This is a genomic window from Arthrobacter sp. PAMC 25486, assembly GCF_000785535.1.
Taxonomy (GTDB): domain Bacteria; phylum Actinomycetota; class Actinomycetes; order Actinomycetales; family Micrococcaceae; genus Specibacter.
In genome coordinates this window covers 3,969,465-3,996,080 of record NZ_CP007595.1, presented here as the reverse complement: position 1 = coordinate 3,996,080, position 26,616 = coordinate 3,969,465, and the positions used below count along the sequence as shown (strand labels likewise).

Annotated in this window: 22 protein-coding genes; 11 read left to right on the top strand and 11 right to left on the bottom strand. The window is 63.6% G+C overall.

Annotated elements, in window-relative coordinates; genetic code table 11:
* Nucleotides 1-4 precede the first annotated feature (4 nt).
* The 3 genes from xylB to art_RS18055 all read left to right on the top strand — a co-directional run bounded on the left by xylB (nt 5) and on the right by art_RS18055 (nt 3,687).
* Nucleotides 5-1,477 carry a xylulokinase gene (gene xylB / locus art_RS18065; RefSeq protein WP_038467139.1) on the top strand — a complete coding sequence of 491 codons (1,473 nt, stop codon included), beginning with the start codon at nt 5-7 and terminating at the stop codon, nt 1,475-1,477.
* Between the two features lie 91 nt (nt 1,478-1,568).
* On the top strand, nt 1,569-2,834 hold the full coding sequence (locus tag art_RS18060; RefSeq protein WP_052136745.1) for an ROK family transcriptional regulator: 1,266 nt from the start codon (nt 1,569-1,571) through the stop codon (nt 2,832-2,834).
* 235 nt (nt 2,835-3,069) lie between these two features.
* Nucleotides 3,070-3,687: a PH domain-containing protein gene (locus tag art_RS18055; RefSeq protein ID WP_038467136.1), complete on the top strand. Its 618-nt coding sequence runs from the start codon at nt 3,070-3,072 to the stop codon at nt 3,685-3,687.
* 246 nt (nt 3,688-3,933) lie between these two features.
* On the opposite strand, the gene art_RS18050 is transcribed toward art_RS18055, so the two are convergent.
* The 4 genes from art_RS18050 to art_RS18035 all read right to left on the bottom strand — a co-directional run bounded on the left by art_RS18050 (nt 3,934) and on the right by art_RS18035 (nt 9,823).
* The gene (locus art_RS18050) at nt 3,934-5,661 is read right to left on the bottom strand and encodes an ABC transporter family substrate-binding protein (RefSeq protein ID WP_157875344.1); all 1,728 of its coding nucleotides are present in this window, start codon (nt 5,659-5,661) and stop codon (nt 3,934-3,936) included.
* Nucleotides 5,662-5,740: 79 nt separating this feature from the next.
* The gene (locus tag art_RS18045; RefSeq protein ID WP_253901611.1) at nt 5,741-7,801 is read right to left on the bottom strand and encodes a dipeptide ABC transporter ATP-binding protein; all 2,061 of its coding nucleotides are present in this window, start codon (nt 7,799-7,801) and stop codon (nt 5,741-5,743) included.
* 109 nt (nt 7,802-7,910) lie between these two features.
* Nucleotides 7,911-8,837 carry an ABC transporter permease gene (locus art_RS18040; RefSeq protein ID WP_038467133.1) on the bottom strand — a complete coding sequence of 309 codons (927 nt, stop codon included), beginning with the start codon at nt 8,835-8,837 and terminating at the stop codon, nt 7,911-7,913.
* A gap of 2 nt (nt 8,838-8,839) precedes the next feature.
* Nucleotides 8,840-9,823: an ABC transporter permease gene (locus tag art_RS18035; protein WP_038467130.1), complete on the bottom strand. Its 984-nt coding sequence runs from the start codon at nt 9,821-9,823 to the stop codon at nt 8,840-8,842.
* 472 nt (nt 9,824-10,295) lie between these two features.
* Here art_RS18035 and art_RS21280 point away from each other — a divergent pair, with 472 nt between their 5' ends.
* Genes art_RS21280 through idi form a run of 4 tightly spaced genes read left to right on the top strand, consistent with a single transcriptional unit; the run spans nt 10,296 to nt 14,554 of the window.
* Nucleotides 10,296-10,901, top strand: a complete 606-nt coding sequence (locus art_RS21280) for a cache domain-containing protein (protein ID WP_052136743.1) — start codon at nt 10,296-10,298, stop codon at nt 10,899-10,901.
* Between the two features lie 41 nt (nt 10,902-10,942).
* Nucleotides 10,943-12,754, top strand: coding sequence for a hypothetical protein (locus art_RS18025; protein WP_038467127.1), 1,812 nt, complete (start codon nt 10,943-10,945; stop codon nt 12,752-12,754).
* Nucleotides 12,755-12,801: 47 nt separating this feature from the next.
* Nucleotides 12,802-13,959 (top strand): thermonuclease family protein, encoded by a 1,158-nt coding sequence (locus art_RS22720; RefSeq protein WP_052136742.1) that lies wholly within the window; start codon nt 12,802-12,804, stop codon nt 13,957-13,959.
* A gap of 46 nt (nt 13,960-14,005) precedes the next feature.
* Nucleotides 14,006-14,554 carry an isopentenyl-diphosphate Delta-isomerase gene (gene idi, locus art_RS18010; RefSeq protein WP_038467125.1) on the top strand — a complete coding sequence of 183 codons (549 nt, stop codon included), beginning with the start codon at nt 14,006-14,008 and terminating at the stop codon, nt 14,552-14,554.
* A gap of 119 nt (nt 14,555-14,673) precedes the next feature.
* On the opposite strand, the gene art_RS18005 is transcribed toward idi, so the two are convergent.
* From art_RS18005 to art_RS17990, 4 genes are all read right to left on the bottom strand, one after another.
* Nucleotides 14,674-15,495, bottom strand: a complete 822-nt coding sequence (locus art_RS18005) for an SDR family NAD(P)-dependent oxidoreductase (protein WP_038467122.1) — start codon at nt 15,493-15,495, stop codon at nt 14,674-14,676.
* A gap of 448 nt (nt 15,496-15,943) precedes the next feature.
* A complete protein-coding gene (locus art_RS18000; RefSeq protein ID WP_052136741.1) occupies nt 15,944-16,597 on the bottom strand; it encodes a hypothetical protein in 654 nt (217 codons plus the stop codon).
* A 166-nt stretch (nt 16,598-16,763) separates the two neighbouring features.
* Nucleotides 16,764-17,507, bottom strand: a complete 744-nt coding sequence (locus tag art_RS17995; RefSeq protein WP_038467116.1) for a TetR/AcrR family transcriptional regulator — start codon at nt 17,505-17,507, stop codon at nt 16,764-16,766.
* Between the two features lie 116 nt (nt 17,508-17,623).
* A complete protein-coding gene (locus art_RS17990; protein WP_038467113.1) occupies nt 17,624-18,328 on the bottom strand; it encodes a FadR/GntR family transcriptional regulator in 705 nt (234 codons plus the stop codon).
* Between the two features lie 202 nt (nt 18,329-18,530).
* Between art_RS17990 and art_RS17985 the strand changes: the two genes are divergently transcribed.
* From art_RS17985 to art_RS17970, 4 genes are read left to right on the top strand one after another with little or no spacing between them, the layout of a single operon-like run.
* Complete coding sequence (locus art_RS17985; RefSeq protein WP_038467110.1) at nt 18,531-19,997, top strand: four-carbon acid sugar kinase family protein; 1,467 nt, start codon at nt 18,531-18,533, stop codon at nt 19,995-19,997.
* A 49-nt stretch (nt 19,998-20,046) separates the two neighbouring features.
* Nucleotides 20,047-20,949: an NAD(P)-dependent oxidoreductase gene (locus art_RS17980; RefSeq protein WP_038467108.1), complete on the top strand. Its 903-nt coding sequence runs from the start codon at nt 20,047-20,049 to the stop codon at nt 20,947-20,949.
* 51 nt (nt 20,950-21,000) lie between these two features.
* Nucleotides 21,001-22,455: a GntP family transporter gene (locus art_RS17975; protein WP_038467106.1), complete on the top strand. Its 1,455-nt coding sequence runs from the start codon at nt 21,001-21,003 to the stop codon at nt 22,453-22,455.
* The gene (locus art_RS17970) at nt 22,455-23,306 is read left to right on the top strand and encodes a class II fructose-bisphosphate aldolase (protein WP_038467103.1); all 852 of its coding nucleotides are present in this window, start codon (nt 22,455-22,457) and stop codon (nt 23,304-23,306) included. The genes art_RS17975 and art_RS17970 overlap by 1 nt, the downstream gene beginning before the upstream one ends.
* Before the next feature lie 126 nt (nt 23,307-23,432).
* Here art_RS17970 and art_RS17965 read toward each other — a convergent pair whose 3' ends face one another.
* The 3 genes from art_RS17965 to art_RS17955 form a co-directional block, all read right to left on the bottom strand.
* A complete protein-coding gene (locus tag art_RS17965; RefSeq protein ID WP_038467101.1) occupies nt 23,433-24,224 on the bottom strand; it encodes a triose-phosphate isomerase family protein in 792 nt (263 codons plus the stop codon).
* 38 nt (nt 24,225-24,262) lie between these two features.
* Entirely contained in the window at nt 24,263-25,612 is a 1,350-nt protein-coding gene (locus art_RS17960) for an MFS transporter (RefSeq protein WP_038467098.1), read from the bottom strand.
* A 189-nt stretch (nt 25,613-25,801) separates the two neighbouring features.
* The gene (locus art_RS17955; protein ID WP_038467095.1) at nt 25,802-26,581 is read right to left on the bottom strand and encodes an SDR family NAD(P)-dependent oxidoreductase; all 780 of its coding nucleotides are present in this window, start codon (nt 26,579-26,581) and stop codon (nt 25,802-25,804) included.
* Nucleotides 26,582-26,616: the final 35 nt, after the last annotated feature.

Here is a 26,616-nt window from a genome sequence, read left to right as displayed (position 1 = left end):
CCCAATGGCGTTCGTTGCCGGCGTCGACTCCTCGACCCAAAGCTGCAAAGTTGTTGTTGTTGATTCCGGCACCGGGCGCACCGTCCGCAGCGGCAAGGCCTCTCACCCCGACGGGTCGGAGATCCATCCGTCCCTCTGGTGGGATGCCTTGCGCTCTGCCGTGCACGACGCCGGAGGGCTGGCTGATGTTTCCGTCCTCTCCATTGCGGGCCAACAGCATGGGATGGTCCTGCTGGACTCCGACGGCGAAGTGATCCGCCCGGCCCTACTGTGGAACGACACCCGTTCCGCCCCGTCCGCCGCCGACCTTGTCGCCGAGGTGGGCGCCACCGCACTGGCCAGCCGCTGCGGCTCCGTCCCGGTGGCGTCACTGACCATCACCAAGGTCCGCTGGGTTCGCGACAACGAGCCCGAGCACGCAGCCCGGGTTGCCGCCGTCGCACTCCCCCACGACTGGCTCAGCTGGCGGCTTCGCGGATATGGCCCCGCCGGTGAAAGTCCGCTGGGCCCCGACCTGGACCAGCTGACCACGGACCGTTCCGACGCGTCCGGCACCGGCTACTGGTCGCCGTCGACCGGCTCCTATGACCTTGAACTGTTCGAGCTCGCGTTCGGCAGGCCCGCCCGCGAGGCTTCCTCACCCGCCAGCGGTGCCGTCACCCTGCCCCGCGTCGCCGCCCCCGATGAGTCGGTGGGCACGGTGCACCCCACCCTCTTTGACCTGATGCCCGACGGCGTCCGGCTGGCGGCAGGTGCCGGCGACAACGCTGCCGGGGCCCTCGGACTGGGCGCGGCGGAAGGGGATGTGGTGGTGTCTGTTGGTACAAGCGGCACGGTCTTCGCCGTCGCCGAAGGTCCCAGCAACGACCCCACGGGAACCGTCGCCGGTTTCGCCGACGCCTCCGGGGCTTTCCTGCCCATCGCCGTCACGCTCAATGCGGCACGCATCCTCAGCTCGGTGGCAGGCCTGCTCGGCGTCACCTTTGATGAGTTCGCGGACCTGGCGCTGGCCGCCGAACCCGGCAGTGCCGGCGTCGTTCTTGTGCCCTATTTTGAGGGTGAGCGGACACCGAACCTGCCGGACGCCACGGCCAGTTTCCATGGCCTGAGCATCGCCTCCACCACGCGGGAAAACACTGCCCGTGCAGCGATCGAGGGAATGCTGTGCGGGCTGGCCGGCGGGCTTGAGGCCATCACCGCAACCGGCGTCACGGCCAGCCGACTGCTGCTCATTGGCGGTGCCGTACAGAACACTGCCGTGCAGGTGGTGGCGGGGCAGGTGTTTGACGTGCCCGTCATCATCCCAACGCCGGGGGAATACGTGGCCCGCGGCGCCGCCGTCCAGGCCGCCTGGATGCTGGACGGCAGCCGGCCCGAATGGCCGCTGGCGACGATCACTTCCCCCGCCGCCGATCACCGGCCGGAGATCCTGGCCAACTACAAGAAGGCCGCGAATTCCGTCTTCAAGGCCCAGTAGCCGACGGCGGCCTGCCCTGGCTCCGAGCAGGCTCGGGTAACATGAGGCGGGCCGCTTCTACATAAAAAGCGTGTCGAAAGAGGTGGTTTGAGTGGCAGTCCGGGAGCCTTCAGCAACAAGGCCCACGCGCAGGGGCAACAACCTCGACGACGTCCGGCGTAACAACCTGGCCATTGTCCTGAACCTGGCGCATGTGCAGGGCAGACTCTCACGGGCCGACGTCACCCGTGCCACCGGACTGAACCGATCCACCATTGCCGGCCTGGTCGCGGAGCTCGTCTCACTGGGACTGGTGGAAGAACGCGAACCGGGCATGACGCACCATGCCGGACGGCCCAGCCCCATCATCGTCCCCCGCGAAGACGTGGTCGCCATTGCCGTCAACCCCGAAATTGATGCCGTGACCATTGGCCTTGTGTCACTGTCAGGCAAGGTGCTCAAGCGAATCCGCTACGACACAGCCCGTGTGCCAACGCCGGAAGAAGTGGTGAACATCGTCGGTGCGGTCGTTGCCGGCATGCGAGGGGAACTCGACAGCTCTTTCCGCACCGTCGGTGTTGGCGTGGCCGTGCCGGGACTAGTCCGTGAGCACGACGGCGAAGTCATCTTGGCCCCCCACCTGGACTGGCACAACGTGCCGCTCTCGACCATGCTCAACATGGCACTGGACCTCCCTGTCATTGTCGCCAATGACGCCTCAACCGGCCTCATCGCCGAAAGCACCTTCGGGGCCGGACGCAATGCCAGGGACCACATCTACCTCAACGGCGGGGCCAGCGGTATCGGCGGCGGCATCTCCGTCGGCGACACGTCCATGACGGGGCACAACGGATTCGCCGGCGAGATCGGCCACGTCATGGTGAACTCGAATGGCGTGCAATGCCACTGCGGGAGAAAAGGCTGCCTCGAGACGGAGGTCAGACAGGCACCCCTTCTTGCCGCCTTGAACCTGGGCAGCACCGACATGGAGAAGTTGGATGAGACACTGCTGGGCCAATTTACCCGGCCTGAGGGGCCCGCGCCGGAGCTGCTTGAGCTGGTCCACCGCCAAGTCGATTTCCTGTCCGAATCGCTGTGCAGTGTTGTCAATGTCTTCAACCCGGAGCTCATCATTCTGGGCGGTTTCCTGGGCACGCTCTACGCCACCGATCCTGAGCGCATGGCAGCATCGGTCAAGTCCAAGGCCATGATCGGCCCCCGCGACGACGTCCGATTCGCCCGAGCCGCCCTCGGCCTCGACCTGCTTCTGGTGGGTGCCGCCCAGCAGGCGTTCGCCTCAGTGCTCGCCGACCCGGCCAGCATCGCAGAAGTCAACGGCGTTGACGGTGCTGACGGTCAGGTAGCCCCCACCGGCTGAACGGTGCCGGCGGTCGCCTTCCGTCCACTTCAATCCCCCGACCAGCTCCATACGCCCCGCTGCTTCTCCCTCCGCCTCCATGAACTGGCAGTTGATGCTCTCCCAGCGCATTGGGAGCGCATCAACTGCAAGTTCACGGGTGAGGCGGGGCGGACATGCGGCTGCGCGGTGCGGCACGGAGAGGTGCGGGGCGGTGTGGGGCCACAGGCCCAAACTCTGGCATTCTGGAACCACCATGGAAAACGCCCCCGCAGCCCCGCGCACAACCGCCGTCTATTCCGCACCAACCCGCGTCCTGGCTGTGGCCGCCTGGGCGTTTTGTGCCTTCTTCACCGTCAACCTGCTCATGACCGGCAGCCCGGCGTCGATCTGGGCGTTCCTGCCGTGGCTGCTCCTCACGGCCTGGGGCGTCCACGTGCTCCTGTGGCGCCCGCGCCTGCTCATCAACCAAGACGGAGTGCGCGTCGTCAACATCCTGCGCGAGCACACCGTCCCCTTCAGCGAGCTGACCGCCCTGCGCGTGCTCCACACCGTCAGCTTCGACACGAGCGCCGGGCTCATCCCCAGTTGGGGCGCCCCCGGCTCCGGTAGGCTCGGCCCGAAAATGCAGTCCACCCCCGACGGCAGCCGCACCGTCGCAGCACTTCCCCACTCCCAAATCGTTGTCCAGTCCGCCTGGGATGCCTGGGAGCGCGCCCAACACCAGCCCAAGCACGACGCCGGAGCCCCCTCCCCCGGCCAGCCCGCCTCCCAGCCCGGCCGCCTCGGCAAGGTGACGAGCCGCTGGAACGTGCCGGCCGCCGTCGTCGGTATCCTTTTGGCTGTACTCGCCCTGGCAAGCACACTGACATAGTGGGTCTCCACAAGCCACCCACCTGTTGACCATCAATGTCGAGATGTTAGATAACGCCCTCTCCGGAGTTGCGCTTCGATGTTACGGACGGGCCCGATCCGTGAAGACCCCGGAAGGTGCTGCCGCATTCGAGAAAAGACCCCGGAAGGTGCTGCCGCGTTACAAGGGTGGGATCGATTTGCGGGGACGGCGAAGGCCCGGCCCGCTCACTGTGAGCAGGCCGGGCCTCTTTGGTGCGGGAGGGGGTTAGCCCTTGAAGCCGACGGTGGTCCAGTTGATGGACTGGAACTGTGCGGCGCCGTAGTTGACCAGGTCGGTCCGGACACCGAGGGTGTTCGGGGTCGGGGTCAGCGGAATGACGGGCGTGTAGGCGAAGATCGCCTTGTCGATCTCGTTGGCCAGCACGAGCCGCTTGGCCGGGTCGAGCTCTGCGTTGGCCTTCTGCCACATGTCGCCGAGCTTGTCATCCGTGATGCCGGAGAAGTTCTGGCCGGCATCAGCGGGGTAGAAGATGGATTCGTTGGAGGCGATGGGGAACGCGGTGCCCGACCATGCAAAGCCGGTCAGTTCAAAGTTGGACTTGAGCACGTAGTCGGAGAAGAACTTGTCGGCCGGGACCGTGTCGTTCTTCAGGGTGATGCCCACGGCCTTCAGGTTGGCCTGGAGCTGCTTGAAGATCTGCTCCGACACCGGGTTGTTGGCGTCGAGAGTGTAGGTGATCTCCAGCTTCTTGCCGTCCTTCTCCATGGTGCCGTCGGCCGCTTTGGCGTAGCCGGCCTCCTTCAGCAACTCCTCGGACTTGGCGGTGTCGTAGCCGATGACGGCAGTGGCATTGTCCTCGTAACCCTTCTGGCCGGGCATGAAGATGTAGTTGTTCTGGTTGGCCACGGGCGCACCGATGGGTGCCAGGCGGCTGGCGGAAATGGTGTCACGGTCAATGGCCCGGCCCACTGCCTGGCGCACCTTGACATCAGCCAGCGGCCCCTTGGAACCATTCATGGTGACGTGGTTCCAGGTGAGGCCGCCGGACTGCTGGATGGCGCCGTCGGCGCGCTTCTTGGCAGTGTCGTAGTTGTTCTTGCTGGTGCCGATGCTGAAGGCGTCCAGTTCCTTGTTCGCGTAGGCCTGGGCCAGTGCGTCACGGGAGACTACCTTCATGATGATCTTTTCCAGCTTGGGCTTCTGGCCCCACCACTTCTCATTCGGGACCAGGGTGACCACCTGGCCGGAGGCGTCAACAGTGCCCACCTTGTACGGCCCGCTGGAGGGAAGCGGCTTGGACTTGTAGCCTTCGTTGAAGGCTGTCACATCCGCGGCGATGGCTTCCGGGATCACGGCAGTCTGGACCGCGCCGGCCGTACTGCCGCCCAGGATCGAGGGCCAGTCGGCGTTCTTGTTCTTGAACGTGATCTTGAAGTCGAAGTCAGTCTCACCCTTGGTCACCGATTCAATATCCTTGTAGACGTTGTCGTCAACAATCTGGTATTCCTTGTTGGTGCCGTTGTTGGCCTTGATCGTGGCGTCGTAGTCCTTGTAGGTGATGGGCGTGCCATCTTCCCACACGGCCTTTGGGTTCAGCTTGATCTCAACAACCTGCGGATCTTCACCGGCCAGCTTGACCTCTGTGGCGTAGTCGGGGTTTAGTGCCCAGCCGCCGTCCACCGTGTTGACCACGGGGCCGCCTGTGGTGGGATCCAGGATTTCGCTGCCGGCTTTGACGTTGCCGTCCACCTGCAGGGTGTTCCAGTTGTCCGGCAGCTGGTCAACAGCCAGTGTCAGGGTGCCGCCATCCTTGACGGCGGCGTAGTCCGCCACGGTCCACGCTGTGGTGGGCAGCGCTCCGGTTTCGGCAGCGCCCTTGCTGCTGTCCACGGTGGGCTTGTTGTCTCCGCCACCGCCGCCGGCACTGCAGCCAGTGACAGTGAGGGCGAGGGCCAGAACTCCGGCTCCCACCATCTTGTTGATGTGTTTCATTGTTTCCTCCAATTGTTGTTCCTGCCGCATCTGCTGGGTGCCGGCAGGGTGGTTGGTGCGGTGAAACGTAGGGGGGCTGTCACGGGCTCCCAGCTGCGGATTCCATGAGTTCTATGTGTTCGGCGTGGTGGCATGCCACCTGGCTTTCGCCCACCGGGCGCTGCTGCGGATCCTGGTTCAGGCAGCGGTCCTGCCCCTGGGCATCCATCAGCTTGAACAGCGGACAGCGGGTGCGGAAATTGCAGCCCTTGATGTCGTCGGTGGGGCTGGGTAAATCGCCGTCCAGGATGATCCGGGTCCTGGTGCGTTCCACGGCCGGGTCAGGCACCGGCACGGCCGAAAGCAGCGCACGGGTGTAGGGGTGGCGGGGATTGCCGAAGATCTCCCCGGCTGGCCCGCTCTCCACGATCCGGCCCAGGTACATGACGGCGACGTTGTCCGCAATCTGGCGCACCACGGCGAGGTCGTGGGCCACGAACAAGTAGGACAGGCCCAGTTTTTCCTGCAGGTCCTGCAGCAGGTTGATGACCCCGGCCTGGATGGAGACATCCAGTGCGGACACCGGCTCATCGAGCACCACAATTTTGGGGTCGGTCACCAGGGCCCTGGCAATGCCGATGCGCTGGCGCTGGCCGCCGGAGAACTCGTGCGGGTAGCGGGAGGCCATGGACGGATCCAAGCCCACCAGCTCCAGCACATCGCGGACCTTGGCCAGCCTGTCCTTGGCCGGGATGCCGTGCACGGACAACGGTTCCGCGATGATGTCCTGCACGGGAAGGCGCGGGTCCAGCGACCCCATGGGGTCCTGGAACACCACCTGGATGTCCCGGCGCAATGCCTTGCGCTCCCGTGCCGAAAGCGTTGCAACGTCCTTGCCGTTGATGCTGACCACCCCGGCCTGGGGCTTGGCCAGTTCCAGGATCTCCATGATGGTGGTGGACTTCCCGCAGCCCGACTCCCCGACCAGTCCCAGTGTCTGGCCGCTGCGAATATCGAAACTGACGCCGTCCACGGCGCGGACCGTGCCGACTGAGTGTTTGAACACCGAGCCGCGGGTCAGTGGAAAGTGCCGCTGCAACCCTGCAACCTCCAGGACTTTCTCCGGCGCAACCTCCGCCCGTTCCGCGGCCGCCACCGGCTCCGGCACAGGGTACAGGTGGTGGCGGTCAAGCACACCCCCTGCTATTTCGGACACCCGCAGGCAGGCCGACGCATGCAGCGGGTCACCGTCAACGATGGTCAGCGGCGGCTCGGTGCTGCGGCAGGCGTCAATGGCCACGGGGCAGCGCGGTGCGAACGGGCACCCCGGCGCCAGGTTGCTCAGCTGCGGCGGCCGGCCTTCCAACGGCACCAGCCGGGAGTGGCCGGCCGTGGCCAGGTTCGGCATGGAGCGCAGCAGCCCGATGGTGTACGGCATGGACGGTTTGTGGAACACCTGGTCCACGGTGCCGGTCTCCACAATCCGCCCGGCATACATGACGGCGATCCGATCGGCATTGCCGGCCACCACACCCAAATCGTGGGTGATCAGCACCACCGCCGCCCCGGTCATGTCCTTCGCCTTTTGCAGCACCTCGAGGATCTGGGCCTGGATGGTGACATCCAACGCCGTGGTCGGTTCGTCGGCGATGATCAGGCGCGGATTGTTGGCGATGGCGATCGCGATCATGGCGCGTTGGCGCATGCCGCCGGAGAATTCGTGCGGGAACGCCTGCGCGCGGCGCTCGGGATTGGGGATGCCCACCACCTTTAGCAATTCCACGGCACGGGCGTGGGCGCCCTGTTTGGAAAGTCTTTTGTCATGCAGTTGCAGGGCCTCCGCGATTTGCGCGCCGATCGTGTAGACCGGGGTGAGCGCGGAGAGCGGGTCCTGAAAAATGATGGAAATGCCGTCACCGCGCAGCCGGGACATCTCCTTGTCGCTGCGGCCCAGCAGCGACTTCCCCTCAAACAGGATGTCCCCGCCCACCCTGGCCGACGAGGGCAGCAGCCCCATCACAGCCAGCGACGAGACAGACTTTCCCGACCCGGATTCGCCCACAATGCCCAGGAACTCGCCCTGGTCCACATGGTAGGTGACGCCGCGCACCGCCGTCACGGCACCTGCAGGCTGTGGGAAGGTGACGCTGAGATCGCGCACCTCCAGTAGGTGTCCCGGAGAGTACGACGGCGTGTCCCGGCTTGGCGCGCCCGACTCGGCGGCCGCCGTCGTGCTTGGGAAGGTACCGGATATTCCGGTGGAAAGTTGCTCAGTCACGGTTTACTCCCGAGGTGGGGTCGACGGCGTCGCGCAGGGAATCGCCGACAAGGCTGGCGGAGAGCACGGTGAAGACAAGGATCCCTGCAGGGAAGATGAACAGCCACGGCCTGGTGGCGGCAGCGGTTTGGCCGGCGGCCAGCAACGTGCCGAGCGAGACGTCAGGGGCTTGGATGCCGAAGCCGAAGAAGCTCAGCGTGGTTTCGCTCAGGATGGCCCCGCCCACGCCCAGGGTGGCGTCAATGATCAGCAGGGAGGAGACATTGGGCAGCACATGCCGGCGGATGATGGTCCAGGTGCCCACACCCATGAAGCGGGCGGCCTTGATGTAGTCGCGTTCGCGCAGGGAACGGGTCTGGGCCCGGATCACCCGGGCCATGATCATCCAGCCGAATCCTGCCAGCAGGAAGATCAGCGCCACCCAGGACAGGGACTTGAAAATGGGGCTGAGCAGGATGAACAGGAACAGGCTGGGCAGCACCAGCAGCAGGTCAATGAACCAGACCATGATCCGGTCCCACCAGCCGCCGAGGTAGCCGGCCACCGCACCGACGATGCCGGCAACGATGGCGGCCATGGGGCCTACCAGCAGGCCGATGATGAGTGACTTGCGCAGGCCGACGATGGTTTGGGCGTAAATGTCCTCACCGATGTCGCTGGTGCCGAACCAGTGCAGTCTGCTGGGGCTGGAACCCATGTTGTAGACGTCCAGGTCGGTGTAGTTCCAGGCGTTGGGGACCAGGCCGAAGATGGCCCACAGGATGATCAGGCCCAAGCCGACAATGCCGACCCAGAAGCGCGGCATGCTGCGCAGCCGTGACATGACCAGGCGGGTGCGGGAGACAGGCTTGGCGGATTGGAGGGCCTCAGGGATTCCGGTGGCGGTTTCCGCCGCGGGAACTTCGTCAAGAAGTGACATGGCTACACCCTCACTCTCGGGTCAAGGGCTGCGTACACAATGTCGGAGAGCGTGCCTGCGATGAGGATCAGGACGGCGTTGAACAAGATCGCGCCGGTGAACGCGTTGATGTCGCTTTGGGTGATGGCGTTGACCAGCATCTCGCCCATACCGTGCCAGCTGAACACCAATTCCGTCACGGCCGCCCCGGCCAGGACAGTGGCGAAGGAGTAGGCGAAGTAGGTGGACATGGGAATCAGTGCCACCCGGACGCCGTGGCGCACCAGGGCCGAGCCTCGGGTGCGGCCCTTTGAACGGGCCGTGCGGATGTAATCGGCAGAGAGGACATCGAGCATGGCGCTGCGCTGGTACCGCGAATAGGCGGCGGCGCCCAACAAGGCCAGGGAGATGGTGGGCAGCAGCAGGTGCACGGCCCGGTCCCAGAATTGAACCCACCAGCCGCCGTCCAGCCCGGCCGTGTATTCGCCGGTAAAGCTGATGAGCTGGATGCCCAGGACGTTGTTCAGCAGGGTGGCGAGGATCATCAGGAGGATGCCCACCACAAAGGAGGGTGTGGCCAAAATGGTGAACGATGCGTAGGAGATCGCCTGGTCGCTGAACTTGTATTGGCGTACGGCACCCCACACGCCGAGGACCACACCGAACACTGCGGCGATGATGGTGCCCATGATGAGCAGGCGGAGGCTGGTGCCTGCGCGGGCGGCGATTTCGCTGACCACCGTCGTGTTGTGGATGGTTTCACCCAGAGAACCCTGCGTGACCAGATTGACCAACCAGTTCCACATCCGCTCAATGACAGGGGTGTTGGGGTTGACGCCCAGGCCGTCCAGGATCGCATTGATGGTGTCGTCCGACGGGCGGGGGTTGCGGCCGTAGTAGCGCGCGGCGGGGTTCAGGATGGCGCTGGCCAGGGCGTAGGCGCTGAGGGTGGCGATCGCGGCCAGGATCGCGTAGTTGATGAACCGCTTGGCGATGAACCCAATCATTGGCTCGTCCCATGCGTAGCACATGGCACGGCGTCGCATTGACAACGTGCCACCTGCTTTTGGGGTCTTGGCAGTGGCATTCGATCATCCTTAAAACTGGCTCTCCTGCTCCCGCCAGGGTGCTGGCGTGGATGCTGCAAAGTCACTCAAATCTGCTGGCCGGCCGGGAAATGTAATCCCCGCCACAGCCATTGACGCAAATGTACCCCAGCTCACATTTGTGTTGTTCCGCCACAAAACGAACCCCTATCCAAAAGGACTACTGTCCGGTAACTTGTCACGGCCCCTCGGGTATCAAATTCCCTACAACATCAGGGATTACGCTTTCCCGGCGTGATCAAACTGTTATTCAAGCGTTACCGGCCAAAACGCGCCTGCGGGGTCCTGTTGGATTTCATCCGGCAGGTGTTTGGCCGTCCTGCGCCTTTCCGCAACTCGGCCCTGCGGGGGCTGTTGTTGCGAAACGCCACAGTTGCTCCCTGCCCAGGGGCAGCTCACGGCAGGCGCCGGATTTGTCGCCGCGGCTGGACTGCCGGGCGAACAGCGCAGCTACATCGTCTGGTGGCAGGGCGAAGAGATGGTGCGCGTGGACGTGCTGGCCAACTTCAGCCCGCAGTCCATGAGCGACTACGTCAAGGCCGAATGGTTCAAGGTCCCCCTGGCACCGGGCCAGCCATGTGTCACCGGCGTCTACATCGACCCGCTGCGCCCCGACGAATACGTGCCGACGTTCACCCACCCTATTGTCAAGGACGGCGCACTGGCCGGGGTGGTCGGCATGGATGTGACAGCCCAAGCCTTGAAACGGACGGCATTGGCAACGCTGCGCAGCAGTGGCCCCCACGCCGCACTCGTCAACACCGGCGGGCCCAGCATCGTCAGCGCCTCCGCGGACGTTGCTGCCGGGGACATCGTGACCGCCGCGGAGGGTGCACAGGAATTCCCGGTCGGGCGCCAATTCACCATCTTCTCCGCCACGGCGTCACGTCGGCCTGCCCAAACCGCGGAACGCTGCCCTGTCCAAACGGCGAAACGTCGGCCTGCCGGAAGTCCCTGCCAACACTCCGATGTAAGGTAAGTCACCACAGCGATCCCGAACAGCGCAGGGAAGGAGCCGGCATGCCCGCACAGAAAAACCGGAACAAGCTCCCACCCGCTGCAGAGCTGCACCCCGCAGAGGTGCATCAGCTGGGCGGCGCCGAACTGGCCAGGTACCTCTGCAATCCCCAACGCGCCCAGACCGTGGTGGTGGTTTCGCACCTGCCGGGGAACCCGCTGCGCCTTGACGCCGAAGCGCTTGCCGCCTCACTGGACGGGGAGGCACAGCTGTACGAGCTGGCCAACGGCATCGAAACCCGCACGCTGGAAATCGGCCTGCCCGGCCAGCTGCACGTCTTTGGCAATGGCGCGCGCGTCTATCCGCACGGCACGGACTGGCAGGCCCGCACCTCGCGGCCGCTCCTTCTCCAGCGCGCCGCGCAGCTGCCCAAACTGTACGAAAAAATTGAGCGGGAGGTATTCGCCTCCCAGCAGCTGCCGCCACAGCAAGAGCCCGTCACGGCTCCCCTCCCCCTGCTCACCGAGGCGACGGTGGTGGGCTTCCCCTCCCCCGACCGCGCCCTGGTGGAGCTGCGTCCCGACGGCACCCGGGCCATGATTCGCAGCGAGGAGCTGCTCCCCAACATTCCCCTTGAGTGGCTCGTGTCCAAGGACCAGGTATTGGCGGGCAGCTTCCATCCCGACACGGGCACCTTTGACATCAGCGCCCTGATTCTCCCGCGACTCTCCCCCATCAAGGCGTACCGGCACGGCGATGTGGCACTGGCCCGCGTCACCTCCGTCCGCCCCGGCCATGCCCTGGTCCACCTCTGGCCCGGCAGCAATTTCCGCATCGGCGTGGAGGGCATCTCCTCCAACGACCTCGATTCCGCGCAGGACCTCCTGACGGAGGACGAGGTGGTGCGCGTCCGGGTCCGGTACGACAACGGCACGGTGTGCCTGTCCATGCTTGACGTGGACGACGACGAACCGGCAGTCCCAGCCCCATCCCTCCTTCGCGGCGGCCCACCGTGGCTCGATCCGGACCGGCCCTACGCCAGCATCTCCCGTCGCGACGCCGTTGCCTCCCCTTCCCCCGACGGTTCTGACGACGACGGCGAAACCCCGCCATCCGGCGTCGAACATGGGACGGCGGGACACGGGTCAGGGGCCGATCTCCCTACTGCGGCGCAGCGGCGCACCGCCCTGCAAAGCACGCAGCTGGAATTGGACACGGCCCGGCACACCATTGATGAGCTGATGGCTGCGGCGAAAAAGCAGGGTGCCACGGAACAAACCGCGCGGGCGCTGCAGGACCAGTTGGAGCGGGACCGGGCGGTGGCTGCCGATTTGGCGCGGCGCCTCAATGCGGCCGAGCACCAGGTGGCGGCGTTGAAGGAGGAGCTGGCGCGGACGAAGACTTCGCTGGTGGAGTTGCGGCAAAAGGGCAGGTTGGCCGCGTCGCGGACCGAGAAGGTGGTCGGGGCTGTCTACCTGGACCCCGCCGAGCAGTTCAATTTTGAGCTGCACCAGGCGTGGGCGCAGATCGTTTCCCCGCACGACAAGGCCGCCCATCCCCTGGGCAAGTACCTGCTGGGGCCGCATTTTCTGCCGTCATGGGAGGCGCTGACCGAGCCGCAAAGGGCGCGGACACTGCGGGCCGTGGTGGATTTGGTGGCGCACCGCAAGGGTCCGCTGCACAACCGCGAACCGCACCACCTGCGGGCGAATGAGGGCGCCCACGCCGGTGCCATCATGCGCGGGGCGGATGTGTGCATGCGGCTGTATGTTGAGCAGAAAACGCCCGGGGCGCTGCGCCTGCACTATTGGAAGCTGCCCACCGGCGTGCTGGAACTGCACGAGGTGGTCCCGCACGACGTGGTGAAACCATAGAATGGACGTTTGCCCGGCCAGCACTGGCCACTCAACGTTGGGGGTTCATGGTGGCGTCTGCCGCAAAGTTTTCCGTTCGCAGGCCGCTGCTCGCCATGGGTGTCGCGGCCGGCCTGGTTGTGGGATTGGCGGCCTGCACCGATGAAAATTCCGACGCCGGAACGGTCGTGCGCATCACCGACGGGGACACCCTCGTGGCGTCGGTCAACGGCGCGGAGCAGACCATCCGACTGCTGAACATCGACACCCCCGAAACCAAGGATCCCACCAAGCCGGTGCAATGCCTGGGCCCGGAAGCCACAGATTTCCTGACCGGGCTGTTGCCTGTGGGTTCGGACATCAAGCTGGTGTACGACGTTGAACGGACGGACAAGTACCAGCGCACCCTGGCCGCCGTTTTTACCTCCGATGACAAACTCGTCAGCGCCGAGATCGCCCGCGCCGGGCTGGGGAGCGCCGTTTCCTTCGGCAAGAATTCGAAGTTCCTGCCGCCGGTGGAGGAAGCCGAAGCGGAAGCCAAGGCTGCCGGTTTGGGGCTCCATGACGCCGAGGTTGAATGCACCCTGCCGGCACAGCTCGAGGCAGCAAACGCCGCGCTTGCCGCTGCTGCCGGAGTTGGGGATCCATCCACCGCGGCTGCGGCGGGGGCGGCCATCACTGTCTCGGCGGCAGCAATTGCCGGGGCAAAGACCCTGCTCGCGATGCTCAAGGCGGGCGCCAACGATGCTGATGTTGTGCGGTGGGTGGCGTTGACTGACGCTGAGCTGGCGGGTTACGTCACGGCGCTGTCTGACAACATTCGGAAGGCAGAAACACAGGTAGGGACACTGGAGGGAACCAAGACGAGCCTGGCTGCGGCCGAGAAGGCCGCAGCTGAAAAAGCTGAGGCCGAGAAGGCAGCGGCAGAAGCCGCCGCGGCGGCCGAGGCTGAGCGTGTCGCAGCAGAACGTGCCGCCGCCGAGGCTGCCGCACAGGTTGAGGCCCAGGTTGCTGCGCAAGCCGAGGCCCAGCGGATCGCGGCCGAAGCCGCGGCTGCGGAGGCCGAGCGGATCCGCAACCTTCCCCCTGTTTATGTTCCGCCGGCCCTTGATCCCTATGTTCCGCCAGCAGTGCAGCCTCCGGCCCAAGACTCCGGCGGCGGGTACCCCGGATACACTGGACCTCGATGTTACTTGCCCGGAGGCAAGTCTTACCGGCCTTGTTGAGAGTGAACAGTTGAGATTGAACTGCGTGGAAGGATTTGGAGCCCCCATGGGTGAAAAGATTGAACTTGTCAGGCTGCTCGATGACAACGGGGTTGAGATTGGCACGGCCGACAAGGCGCTGGTCCACACGGCACAAACGCCGCTGCATCTGGCTTTTTCCTGCCACCTTTTTGATGCCCAGGGCCGCACGCTGTTGACGCGCCGGGCGCTGTCCAAGCTGACGTGGCCCGGGGTGTGGACCAATTCTTTCTGTGGGCACCCGGCTCCGGGCGAGAGCTTTGAGGACGCGATCATCCGCCGGGCCGCGGTGGAGTTGAACATCCCGGTCAGCAATATCAAACCCGCGCTGCCTGGCTTCCGGTACAGCGCCACGGATGCCTCGGGCATTGTTGAGAACGAGATCTGCCCCGTCTTCACTGCCGTTTATGAGGGCGACGGCGTGATCTCGCCCAATCCCGATGAGGTCAGCGACTGGGGCTGGTCGGATGTGGTGGATGTTGAGGAGGCCGTCGCGGCGGTCCCCTACGCGTTCAGCCCCTGGCTGGTCCAGCAGCTTTCCGAGGGCGTCTACACCGGCGGGCGCCTGGAAGCCTAGGCCTCCGGGCGGCGCTCCGGGCGGCGCTCCCGGTCGGCCCTAGGCGGTGGCCCCGGGCCATTGTCCGGGGCAACGATGCTGGCGCTGAACGACTTTTGCCACCCGTGGTGCTGCATGCTTCAGGTGCCGGCCACCATGGCGGTACTGTGTTCCCATAATTGGAGGGCCAGTGCTCGGTCCTTGGCCTGCCGGCTGGATCTGGCCGGCTTGCGCCGGACATAATATTCCCCGGGCGCCCAGTCTTCTCCGGGCTGGGTTGTTGCCAGCCAGACTAGCGTGTCCGCTCCTTGGGCCGGGGACAGCATGAATTGCCGGGCCATACTGCCATAGACGTGCCTGAGCATGCCGGTGGACTCTGCAGAGAAGTTGCTGCCCACCACACCGGGATGGAACGCCGCCGCGTTGACGCCATGGTCTCCGTACCGGCGGTGCAGTTCCTTCGTAAACAGGATGTTGGCCAGCTTCGCATTGCCGTAGGCTGCGTTGGCGCCATAGTGCTTTTCGGCGTCGAGATCGTCAATGTCAAACCTCGACATGGCCTTGTGGGCGCCGCTTGAGGTGTTGATGACTGTTGCCCGGGCCGCCACCAACTGCTCAATCAGCAAGGTGGTGAGCAGAAACGGCGCCAAGTGGTTCACCTGGAATGTCTTTTCATGCCCGTCAACGGTGACCTCCCGAGGCCCCATGATGCCGCCTGCATTATTGGCAAGAACGTCAATGCGCGGATACTTTTCCGCCAGGGCTGCAGCGAGCGCCCGCACCTGGGCCAGTTCCGTGAAGTCTGCCAGGAAGTAGTCGGCATCCAACTCATCTGCAATGGCCTTGGTTTTTGACGACGAACGGCCCACCAATACGAGCGTGTCCCCGGGGTAGGCCAACATTTTTGCCGCGGCCGCCCCGATCCCGTCGCTGGCACCCGTGATGACTGTTGTACGTGGCATGGTGCGTCCTTAGAACAGTTTTCAGCATACATCCGTGTGGTGCAAAAATGCCTGACGCGGAGTACTGAGACACCCGCACCACCAGCACATTGGTGTAAGAAGGGGCGCCGTGCCCATGGAAGTTCCAGCTCGAGGGGACGGGAAGCGTGTCCCAGACTCCATCGTCGAACGATTCCTCCTCGAGGCCCACGGGCGCCGCGGCGAGAGTGGGCGAGACATGGAAGCGCCAGTCCCCGTTGAGTGATTGCGTTGGCTGGCCTCTGTTGAAGTGCGCGCGGGGGCTGATGCTGCCGCGGCCAGGGCCCGGAATGGTCAGCTCCATGACGTCCTGGTAGGGGCTGGCGGCCAGATTGGGGCGCGTGGCTGTCACAGACATACATCCTTTGTCCACGCGTGGTGGGTGGAGTTTACTGTGGCACAGGCTGCTGGGCGGGCTACTGCGGCGGGGCTACTGGGGGCCGGCGATCATGCGGGCCACTTGTTGTTCCAGTGCGGCAATCGTGAGGTCCGGCAGGACGATGACGCCGTCCAGTTCCCGCCGTACGCGCTTCAATGCGGTTTGGCGCTCGGCCGGGCTGGCGCCGTGGTTCTCGGCGATCTTGATCAGTTTGGCTGCCGTTCCCAGACGTTGGCGTTGATCGGGGTTGAAGGCGGAATCCTTAATGCGGTGCGCTTCCTTCTCCGCCACCTCGAAGGCCACGGCAAAGGCGTTGACAGCGTTGCGGTAATCGTCCCAACGGCTCTTGGCAGGGATCTCGGCGCCATTGAGCGGACGCAGCGCATCGGCGTCGCGCTTGGCCCGTAAAAACGCAACCGTCAATGGCTCGCGGACGTCACTCATCATGGGGAAGTCAATCAGCTTGGCAATGTCGAGTTCATAGCTGAGCCAGCGCTTGTTAAAGGCATCATGCTCGGCCAAAACCTTGGCCACATCCGCTTCGGAATAGCCCTTCTGGTCCTGGCCGGCCACGTCGATGGCGGGCTTGGGCGTGGAAACGTCAAGGCCGGCAACTTCCGGATGCTGGAGTTTATACAATTCAACCCGGCGCTCGTGGGCACGTTCCCGGGAGGAAATCAGGGCCTTGAAACCGCCGCCCAGCATTCCGCCAATAGGAAAAAGCAGCCACCAATAGCCGGCAAAGAGTTCTTGAAAGGACCTGCCACCATCGTGTCACTTTGGCGCCACCGCACCAATAGTTACGTTGGCGTGTTGCATGGTCCCTGCCAGCCTGTCCGATTGGCCGGTTCAGGGCAGCTGGTGGCCCTGCTCAGTCTGCGACTGCAAGTGCACGGATGCCGATGGAGGCGCTGCAGATGAGTTGCAACGCGATGTCCGCGATCCTCTCGGTGTTGCCGGTGGTGCCGCCGAGGACCGCGTCAAGGAGCATGTTGTTGACGCCGCCGACCATGGAAACAGCTGTCAGCCGGGCGGCATCCAGGACCGTGGCCAACACGGCGTCGTCCGGGTTTTCTGCCATTTGTTCCTGCGCCTGCTCGGGGTCGATTCCGCTGAGCAGCAGCAGCTGGTTCATAGACTGGGCGGCAAACGCCGTCATCGACTTATGGCGTTTTGCTTCCAGCTCGGGGGAAACCCCCACGATCTCCACGAGGATGATGCGTGCATGGCGCGGGTCATCCAGCATGAAATTGACCACAGCACCCATGCCCGCCCTGACGGATTCCTGCAGGTTCATGGATGGGCTCTGCAGCGCATTGACTACCTGGTGCATAAGCCGACCGGAAAGGTCGTCGTACACCGTTGTGAGCAGCTGTTCCCTTGACTCAAAGGACTCGTAGAAGTACCGCTCGCTGAGGCCTGCCCGCTGACACAGGATTTTGATCTTGGCCCCGGCATAGCCCACAGTGCCAAAAACCTCGACGCCTGCATCTACCAGCCGGTCGTGGCGTTCCATGGTCCGTTCGGAGGGCTGGCGTCCCGAATAAACTCGCCCGGCGGCAGGCCCGGCAGGCATCTCCTGTGGGCTGGTGATGTCGATGCCTGGGGCTTCCATGCCCCAATCATAATGGACATGACTTGCTTCATGAACGACTTGCCCCCTATGCTGCCCTGCGCATGTTCGGGTTGGGCCAACACAAGGACTCAAACCTGTGGCCTGTTCCTCGACTGTCAGGGCCAGCCCAACACGTATTGCTTCAAGTCCCTGAGCGTTTGCATCATATGGTTGTCCATGGAAACCCTTGACCGTTCAGGGTCACGCGAGGTGAGGGACTGAAGGATCGCTTCGTGCATGTCAATGGCGTTGGCCTGAATCTCGGGCACCTGGGAGGTTTCCTCGCGGCGGTTTTCCAGGACACGGTGCAGAGGTTCAAAGAGCACCGCAACAAACACATTGCCTGCCGCGTGCAAGATAATGTCATGGAATGCCAGGTCCGATTCAACAAACATCGCCACATTGCCGCTGTCATGGGCTCTGCGCATGTGGTCGACATAGATCCGCAGTTGCAGCAGATCCGCATCACTGATTCGTGAGGCCGCGAGCTCACACGCTCCGGTCTCCAGCATGCGCCGAAGTTCAATCAGCTGGACTGCGGCATTCGCACCGTTTTCACCTTCGGACAAGACGCGAAGGACAGCTTCCAGCGATCCCCACTGACTCAGCGGGTTCACGAAGGTGCCCCGGCCGCGTTCCACTCGAAGAATCCGTTGCGCCGTCAACGTTTTCATCGCCTCCCGCACGGTCATGCGACTGACATCGTGCTGGGCGCTGAGCTCCAGTTCGCCGGGCACCAGCGATCCGGGGGTGAACTCGCCAGCGACGATCCTGTCCAAGAGGTCATCGGCCACAACCCCTGTCAGTGATTTGCGCGCCATGCTCCTCCTTTGCTAGTGCCGTTACCGAGTCTTTGTGATGACCATTGTATGGTCAGGCAGCAGCCCTGAGCCGGCGCCCCCAGCTGGCTAGGCAAAATTTCCGCCGCACTTGCATGCCCCTTGTGTCATCTGCCACAATAGCATTCAAATGTTAGATGTCAGACATCTTACAGACGACATAAATTCACAACGAGGTGCCCCATTGGTTCTTGAATCAGACTTGCTATCCCGCTTCCCCTCCGAGGTTCCGGTTGCTGCCTCAGCGGTCGCACAGAGGGTGGCCGACTCCGGCCGCATCCTGGTGGTCCTTGACGACGACCCGACCGGCACCCAGTCGGTGGCGAATCTTCCGGTGCTGACCCGCTGGGAAGTTGAGGACTTCAGCTGGGCCTACGCGCACCTGATTGCCGGACAACGGCCCAGCGCCGTCTATGTCCTGACCAACACCCGGAGTTTGGACCCTGCAGAGGCCGCCGAGCGCAACCGCCAGATTGTTGTCAACGCTCTGGCCGCTGCGGCCGCATCCGGTATTGCACTCGGCTTTGTAAGCCGCAGCGATTCCACCCTCCGCGGACACTACCCTTTGGAACCGGACACCATTGCCGAAACCCTTCGGGAGCAGGGCGCTGGGTCCGTTGACGGAGTCGTCATTGTCCCGGCCTTTCCCGATGCCGGCCGAATCACCATCGGCGGCGTCCACTACACCCGCGCCGATGCCGGCACCCTGCTACCCGTCGGCGAAACCGAGTTCGCCAAGGACGCCACCTTTGGTTTTTCCAGTTCTGAACTGGCCAGCTACGTTCAGGAGAAGTCCAAGGGCCGCTTCGCTGCCTCCCAGGTCATCGTCGTTGACCTGAACCTCCTCCGGTCAGGCACTCCCGAGCAGGCCGCCTTGGCCATTGCCGACACCATCGAGCTGGCACAGGACTCCTGCCCGATCGTGGCGGATGCAGTAACTGAAAACGATCTCCGTCTCTTGGCATTGGGCCTTGATGAAGCCGAACGCCGCGGCAAGTCGCTGATCTACCGTGTTGGCCCCCCGTTTGTTCGCGCCCGCATCGGCCAGGAGATCCATGCCGAACTCAATGCTGCGGAGATCTTCCCCGAGTCCGGCGCCGCAGACTCAATGGCAACTGGCGGCCTCATCGTTGTGGGCTCGCATGTTGGCGTCACCACCCGCCAGCTACACGCCCTGACCGAACAGCACCGGTCGGCCCGAACCATTGAAATCAACGTGGCAGAGCTGCTGGGCACCAACGGCGGAAGCCACCTGGACGCCGTCGTCGCACAGGTGGGCGCCGCACTCGCCGTAGGTGACGTGATAGTCCACACCAGCCGCCTGCTTGTCAAGACGGACGACGCCGCAGCGAGCCTTAAGATTGCCCGCACAGTCTCGGCCGCCGTCGTCAGCGTGGTGAACCGGACGCTGAAGGCGACCCCTCCCCGCTTTGTGATCGCCAAGGGCGGCATCACCTCCTCGGACGTGGCGGCACACGGCTTGGAGATCCGCCACGCCATTGTGCGCGGCCCCATGCTCCCCGGCATCGTGTCACTCTGGGAGCCGGTGGGCGGACCCGCTGCGGGCATCCCCTACATTGTCTTTGCCGGCAACGTCGGTGACGACCAGTCACTGGCCGACGTGACGCGAAAGCTCAGCAGCACCTTCTAATCCCCGCAGCCCGATCTTCCGGCGCACCGTCAAACTTCAAGGAGAACTCATGTCTGAAAACTACACCGTCACCGTCCTCGGCTTGGGCGCCATGGGCCTGCCCATGGCCACTCGCCTCGCCAGCAAACTCACCGTCCACGGGTTCGACATTGCCGAACCCCGGCTCCGGCTGGCCGCAACCGCCGGCGTCCAAACATTCGCGTCGGCCCGCGCTGCCGCCGACGGAGCCGATGCGCTGCTGTTGGCTGTGCGCAACGGCGAGCAACTCCATGAGGTCCTCTTCGGCGCCAACGGTGTCGCATCCGCCATGACCCGGGGGTCCGTCGTGATCCTCACCAGCACCGTCGGCACCGAAGCAATTCCGGAAACCGTGGCACGGCTTGCCGAATATGGTGTTGAACTGGTTGACGCCCCCTTGTCAGGCGGCCCCGTCCGCGCCGGCGAGGGCGATCTGTTGATCGTGGTCGGCGCCACCCCCGATGCCCGGAAGCAAGCGGCTCCCGTGCTGGAACTGCTCGCCTCCACACTCTCGATCGTCGGGGACAAACCCGGTGACGGACAGGCGTTGAAAACCGTCAACCAACTCCTGTGCGGTGTGCACATCGCCGCAGCAGCCGAAGCCCTTGCCCTTGCCGACGCCATGGGCTTGGACAAGGCCAAGACCCTTGCCGCTCTGGAAGCGGGCGCAGCCGGCTCCTTCATGCTCTCCAACCGCGGCCCGCGCATCCTTGATGCCTACAGCGAAGACGGTGCCGAGGTCCTGAGCCGGCTCGACATCTTTGTCAAGGACATGGGCATCGTGGGCAAGGCCGCCCGTGCCGCCGGATTGGCGGCCCCCGTGGCCGCAGCCGCCGAACAGCTCTACCTGCTGGGCCAGGCCCAGGGTCTTGCAGCGGCAGATGACTCCGCCGTCATCAAGGTCGTTGCCCCGACCCAGCGCCATGCCGGCTAATCCGAACGCAACCGCACTCATTCATACCGCGTCGAAGGAGACCCCCGGCCAATGAACACCCTGATTTCCCCCATGATGCTGCGCGCCGCAGACGCGGCAGCCATCAAACCTACGGCCGACCTGGGCACTCCCCTGCTGCTGACCATCGCTGCGGCGGGCGTCGTCCTGCTGCTGGTCATGATCGTCCGGTTTAAGATCCATGCCTTTGTGGCGTTGCTGACCGTCAGCATTCTGGTGGCCGTGGCGGCACGGATCCCGCTGCAGGACATCTTCACTGTGGTGTCCACCGGAGTCGGCGGCACCATGGGGAAAGTGGCCCTGCTCATCGCGCTCGGCGCTATTTTGGGCCGAATGATCGAAGTCTCCGGTGGAGTCCAGTCCCTTGCCGACCACTTCACCGCAAAGTTGGGGCCCACCCGGGTGGCCATAGCGTTGACCATTGTGGGCTTCCTCGTAGCCATCCCTGTCTTCTTTGAGGTTGGCGTTATTGTCCTGGTGCCGGTGGTCTACGCGTTCGCGAAGATCGCCAACGTGCACCCAGTCAAGTTCGGCCTGCCTATGGCCGGCATCATGCTGGCCATCCATGTCGCTGTTCCGCCGCACCCGGGCATTGTGGCCGGAGCCGGTGTGCTCGGCGCCGACGTTGGCCTGATCATGATCATCTCGCTGTTGATCTGCGTTCCCTTGGGATTCCTGTCCTACTGGGTTTCAGCCCTTCTGAACCGCAGGAGTTACGAGCTTCTTCCTGGCGTCAAAAGGATTGTCGATGAATTCGGCAGCCCGGAAACACTCATCGCCTCGCACAAGGGCAGCCAGGCCCCTCCCCGCCCGCGCTTGATCATCGGCTTGGTCGCCGCCCCCATAGTGCTGATTCTGCTCGGCACTGTGGGCACCTTGACGATTTCAAAGGAATCTTTTTGGTATGGCTTCTCCGCGTTCATCGGCAATCCGTTCTTCGCCCTTTTGGTGGCAGTGGGCCTGTCGTTCTTCACACTGGCTGTGCGGCGGGGCTGGTCCCTGCAGGAAACCAGCGATGTGTTTGAAGGTGCGCTGCCTCCCATTGCTTCCATCCTCATGATCGTTGCCGGTGGCGGGATCTTCGGCACCGTGCTGCAGGTGAGCGGCATCGGTGCAGCACTGTCCAAGACCCTGGATGGCTGGGGACTGCCCATCCTCCTTCTGGGTTTCATTATTTCCTTGATTCTGCGGGCTGCACAGGGCTCAGCCACCGTTGCCATCGTCACCACAACGGGACTGCTCTCATCCGCCATTTTGGCCGGCGGCTACACCCCGGCACAGATTGCTGTCATCACCATCGCAATCGGCTTTGGCTCCCTTGGGCTCTCCCACGTGACGGACGCCGGATTCTGGGTGGTCGTCCGATATTACGGCCTGACGGTGGCCGACGGTTTGAGGACTTGGACGGTGCTGACCACGCTTTTGGGTGCCGCCGGATTTATTTTGACATTTGTGGCATGGATTCTAGTTGGAGGTTTGGCAACATAATGAGAACTCGTTTGGATACCCTGGTTAACGGTGCATTGGTTGACGGTGCGGCAGTACCAGCGTTCACCTGTTATGACTTCACGACCGCGCTGGCAGTCGTTGAAGCCGCGGAAGCCATGGAACACGGGGTGATCCTGTTGGTTGCGCCCAAAACCGCCGCCGCCCCGTCCGGGCCGCGTTTCATTGCCGCCCTCCGGGGTCTGGCTGATTCAGCGACCGTGCCCGTGGCAGTGCAGCTTGACCACGCCACCAGCATCCAGGCCATCACCGCCGGTCTCGCCGCCGGGGCAGATTCGGTGCTGGCCGACGGATCAGCACTCGATTTTGAGGACAACATTGCGTTCGTCAAAGCCGTGCGGGAAGCCATCGCCGATCCGGCAATCGTGGTGGAAGCGGAGCTCGGCGGGCTGGCCGGCAACGAAGACCAGGCCTTCGCCTTGGAAGCGGCCGGGCTGACCGATGCCAGCCAGGTTGCAGACTTCGTGGCACGTTCCGGAGCCAACCTTTTGGCGGTCGCCGTCGGCAATGTCCACGGAAAGTACGCCGGCGAGCCGAAACTGCACTGGGATCTGCTGGACCTGATAGCTGTGGAGTCGCCCATCCCCCTCGTGTTGCACGGCGCCTCAGGCATTCCGGCAGCTGACCTGGCAAAGGCCCCCTTGGCCGGGATCGGTAAGGTGAACTTCAACACCGAGCTGCGCACAGGAGTTCTGCGCCTGCTCGAGTCGGAAACCGGCTCACACCGGGCAGCCGGAGAAAACCTACTTGGCCTGTTGGGTTTGTGGCAGGGCAACGTCGTCGAATTCACCACCGGCACCCTGAAAATGCTCCGGTCACAGCGCTACAGCTAGTTCACGGTTAGTCATTTGCGGCGTGAAAGGGCCCTGCACCATTGCGGTGCAGGGCCCTCCACATCACTTGGGAACTAGCCGGGGCGGACCAACCAGCCATCCACACCGCCAGCCGGGGAGTCGCTGTCAGCCCTGCTGAAGTGCCAGTGCCTCGTCCAGGACCGCTCCGAAGTTCGCCGCATCGTGGGCGAATCTTCCCAGGAACAGGCCCGACACGTGTTTTAGTTCAGGCAGCAGCCCCGGTTTGGCGGATCCGCCATAAATGATGGGCAGTTCTGCCAGTCCGTGCCTTGCCAGCAGGCCACGCAGGGCGTGCAGAACGTTGGAGATGTACGTTGCATCGGCTGGCTCCGGAGCCCCGATCGCCCACACCGGTTCGTAGGCAATGATCATTGACTTCGCATCCTGCCAGCTTCCCTCCACTGCCGCGGCAACTTGTTCATAAACAAATTGTGCCGCCGCCGCAGGTGTCGAATACTCGGGTTCCCCAACACACAGCAGCGGCCTGATGCCTGCCGCCACGGCAGCCGCCACCTTTCGGGCCACCATGTCATCATCCTCGGCGAAATGCCTGCGCCGCTCGGCGTGGCCCAGCTCCACCAGACCAACTCCGAGCTCTGCAAGCATTGATGGGGCCACTTCGCCTGTCCAGGGGCCGTCCGCCCAACCCGCATTCTGTGCCCCCAGGACCAGCGGCGTGCCAGCGATGATCTCCCCCGCGGCGGGGAGTACGGGAAACGTTGGGATGACAAACGGGACAACCCGCCCGGCCGCAAGGCCCGGGCGGGAGTCCACTTCATGGCGCAAGTTCCGCAACCAGCTCAGGCTGGCACCGTATCCCATGTACATTTTGGTGCTCACTCCGATGTACATCTGAGATTCTGCCCGATACTTGCCGGAGAGGTGGGGAGGCGTCATTTTCTTGTTCACTTTCGCTTACTGGTTGAAGCTGCGGCCTACGTGTCGAGGAGGTCGTCTGCCTTGCTCTTGAAGCGGCGGGTGCCCCACATCATCAGTGCTGCCACGAACGGCAAGATGCCAAGCGCGACGAGGCCCATCGCCCCCGATTCGGAGGCAAATGTCTCGTTGACCGAGGTGCGCATGATTGGTGCCACGAATCCGCCCAGGTTGCCCAATGAGTTGATCAGACCGATGCCGGCGGCGGCCGCCGTTCCGGTAAGGAACGCCGTCGGGTAGGACCATGCGATGGGGCCGATGGACAGGAAGCTGCACACGGCCAGGGTGATGAACAGGATACCCATGGCCGGGAGGTTGTTTGCACCAGCCCATGCCGATCCGAGAATGCACAGCCCGGTGGAAACAAACAGCCATGTGCCCAACACGCGGCGGCGGATCACCGTGGATGCGTACCTGCCGATGAAGTAGCAGGCAAACATGCCGAAGAACCACGGCACGGCTGCGAGCAACCCAACTGCCAGGCCGACCTTCTGGCCCGTCAGTTGCGCCACCTGCTGCGGCAGGTAGAAGGTGACGCCGTAGACGGCGATCTGCAGGCAGAAGTAGATGATGGTGAAGTACCAGACACGGCCATTGGTCAACGCTGCCATGACACCTGAAGGGCCGGATTCCTTCTTGAGCGCGTCTTCTTGCTCCATTGCCGCCGTGAGCGCGTCCTTCTCTTCCTGGCGGAGCCACTTGGCCTTCTGCGGCCCGTCGATAAGTACGAAGAACGCGAAGATGCCGGCAACGATCGCCAGAGAACCTTCAACGAAGAACATGACTTGCCAGCCGTGAATGCCGGGTACCTGGTCACCAATGTTGATGAGCCAACCGGACAACGGTGAACCGATGACTTGGGAGAACGGCTGTGCCAGGTAGAAGATGGCGAACATCTTCACGCGGTGCTTGTTCGGGAACCATTCGGCAAGGTACATGATGACGCCGGGGAACAGCCCGGCTTCGGTCACACCGAGCAGGAAGCGCAGTGCGATGAAGGAGCCGTCACCCTGGACGAATGCGAAACACGCAGAGACGATGCCCCACGTGATGGCAATGCGGGCCAGCCAAATCTTGGCGCCCACCTTCTTCATCATCAAGTTGCTGGGGATTTCAAAGATTGCGTAACCGATGAAGAAGATACCGGCACCGAGAGCGTAAGCTCCGGCGGTAATGCCGCGGTCCATTTCCAATGCAGCTTCAGCGAAGCCGACGTTGGTGCGGTCCAGGAATGCGACGATGTACAGAATGACCAGCATCGGCATGAGCCGGTAGGTCGCCTTTTTGATTGCTGATTTCAGTGCTGGGGACTCCAGCGCTGTCGTATCGTGCTGAGTTAAAGCTGCCATACGAAACTCCTCATTGAGTCAAACTTTAGAAAAAGCTTTCGGGCGCGTTCGCAATGAACGCCGATGGTTTGGGTTAGCGCGGGTAGGTCATCAGGGCAATGGCGACGCCACAGATGACGATCCCTACCAGCAGGTACAACTTGCGCGCCAAAGTCCATTTGGCGGAATTCTCGTTGTTCATCAAGGCTCCTAGTGCATGTACAGTCCGCCATCCACGTTCAGCGTCTGGCCGGAGATGTATCCGGTGTCCTCGCTGATCAGGAAGTGGATGGCTGCTGCGATGTCCCGGGTGCTTCCCACCCGGTTGACGACGAGGTCCTTGACGAGCTCGTCCTTGCGATCGTCCGAAAGCGTGCCGCCCATGATGTCGGTGTCAATGGGGCCGGGAGAGATGGCGTTGACGGTGATATCGAAGGGGCCAAGTTCGCGGGCCGTGGATCGGGTCAAGCCAATAACGCCAGCCTTCGCCACGGAGTAGGCCGTCTTGGAGAAAGTTCCGCCACCCCGCTGCGCCGACACGGAGGAGATGTTGACGATGCGGCCAATACGGTTCTTCACCATGGACTCGGCCACCCGGCGGGTTGCGTAGTGGACGCCGTTGAGGTTGATGTTCAGCACCCGGTTCCACTCATCAGGGGTTACTTCCAAATATCCGACAGGCGAGCTGACACCGGCAACATTGGCCAGCGCAACGATCTGCGGCAACTCTGCTTCCAGCTCGTCAATGGCCTTGCGAACGGATGTTTCGTCGCCGACGTTGGCGCCTACACCGTGGGCCTTGACCCCGAACTCTGCGGCGACGGATGCGGCCACTGATTTGCAGGCTGCATCGTCAAGATCGATGATGCCAATGTTCCAGCCGTTTTCGGCCAGATAGTTAACGGTTGCCCGGCCGATGCCGCGTTCAGAGACGGCGCCGGTGATGATGGCGGTGCGTTCTGTTGGGAATTTTCCAGCTGTTTCAGACATGGTTTCTCCTAGGAATGTGTGATGATCGACGGTGT

Coding starts and splice junctions, on each gene's coding strand:
- xylB (WP_038467139.1), top strand. CDS start 5: ATGGCGTTCGTTGCCGGCGTCGACTCCTCGACCCAAAGCTGCAAAGTT.
- art_RS18055 (WP_038467136.1), top strand. CDS start 3,070: ATGGAAAACGCCCCCGCAGCCCCGCGCACAACCGCCGTCTATTCCGCA.
- art_RS18050 (WP_157875344.1), bottom strand. CDS start 5,661: ATGAAACACATCAACAAGATGGTGGGAGCCGGAGTTCTGGCCCTCGCC.
- art_RS18040 (WP_038467133.1), bottom strand. CDS start 8,837: ATGTCACTTCTTGACGAAGTTCCCGCGGCGGAAACCGCCACCGGAATC.
- art_RS18035 (WP_038467130.1), bottom strand. CDS start 9,823: ATGATTGGGTTCATCGCCAAGCGGTTCATCAACTACGCGATCCTGGCC.
- art_RS18025 (WP_038467127.1), top strand. CDS start 10,943: ATGCCCGCACAGAAAAACCGGAACAAGCTCCCACCCGCTGCAGAGCTG.
- art_RS22720 (WP_052136742.1), top strand. CDS start 12,802: ATGGTGGCGTCTGCCGCAAAGTTTTCCGTTCGCAGGCCGCTGCTCGCC.
- idi (WP_038467125.1), top strand. CDS start 14,006: ATGGGTGAAAAGATTGAACTTGTCAGGCTGCTCGATGACAACGGGGTT.
- art_RS18005 (WP_038467122.1), bottom strand. CDS start 15,495: ATGCCACGTACAACAGTCATCACGGGTGCCAGCGACGGGATCGGGGCG.
- art_RS18000 (WP_052136741.1), bottom strand. CDS start 16,597: ATGCTGGGCGGCGGTTTCAAGGCCCTGATTTCCTCCCGGGAACGTGCC.
- art_RS17995 (WP_038467116.1), bottom strand. CDS start 17,507: ATGGAAGCCCCAGGCATCGACATCACCAGCCCACAGGAGATGCCTGCC.
- art_RS17990 (WP_038467113.1), bottom strand. CDS start 18,328: ATGGCGCGCAAATCACTGACAGGGGTTGTGGCCGATGACCTCTTGGAC.
- art_RS17980 (WP_038467108.1), top strand. CDS start 20,047: ATGTCTGAAAACTACACCGTCACCGTCCTCGGCTTGGGCGCCATGGGC.
- art_RS17975 (WP_038467106.1), top strand. CDS start 21,001: ATGAACACCCTGATTTCCCCCATGATGCTGCGCGCCGCAGACGCGGCA.
- art_RS17970 (WP_038467103.1), top strand. CDS start 22,455: ATGAGAACTCGTTTGGATACCCTGGTTAACGGTGCATTGGTTGACGGT.
- art_RS17965 (WP_038467101.1), bottom strand. CDS start 24,224: ATGACGCCTCCCCACCTCTCCGGCAAGTATCGGGCAGAATCTCAGATG.
- art_RS17960 (WP_038467098.1), bottom strand. CDS start 25,612: ATGGCAGCTTTAACTCAGCACGATACGACAGCGCTGGAGTCCCCAGCA.
- art_RS17955 (WP_038467095.1), bottom strand. CDS start 26,581: ATGTCTGAAACAGCTGGAAAATTCCCAACAGAACGCACCGCCATCATC.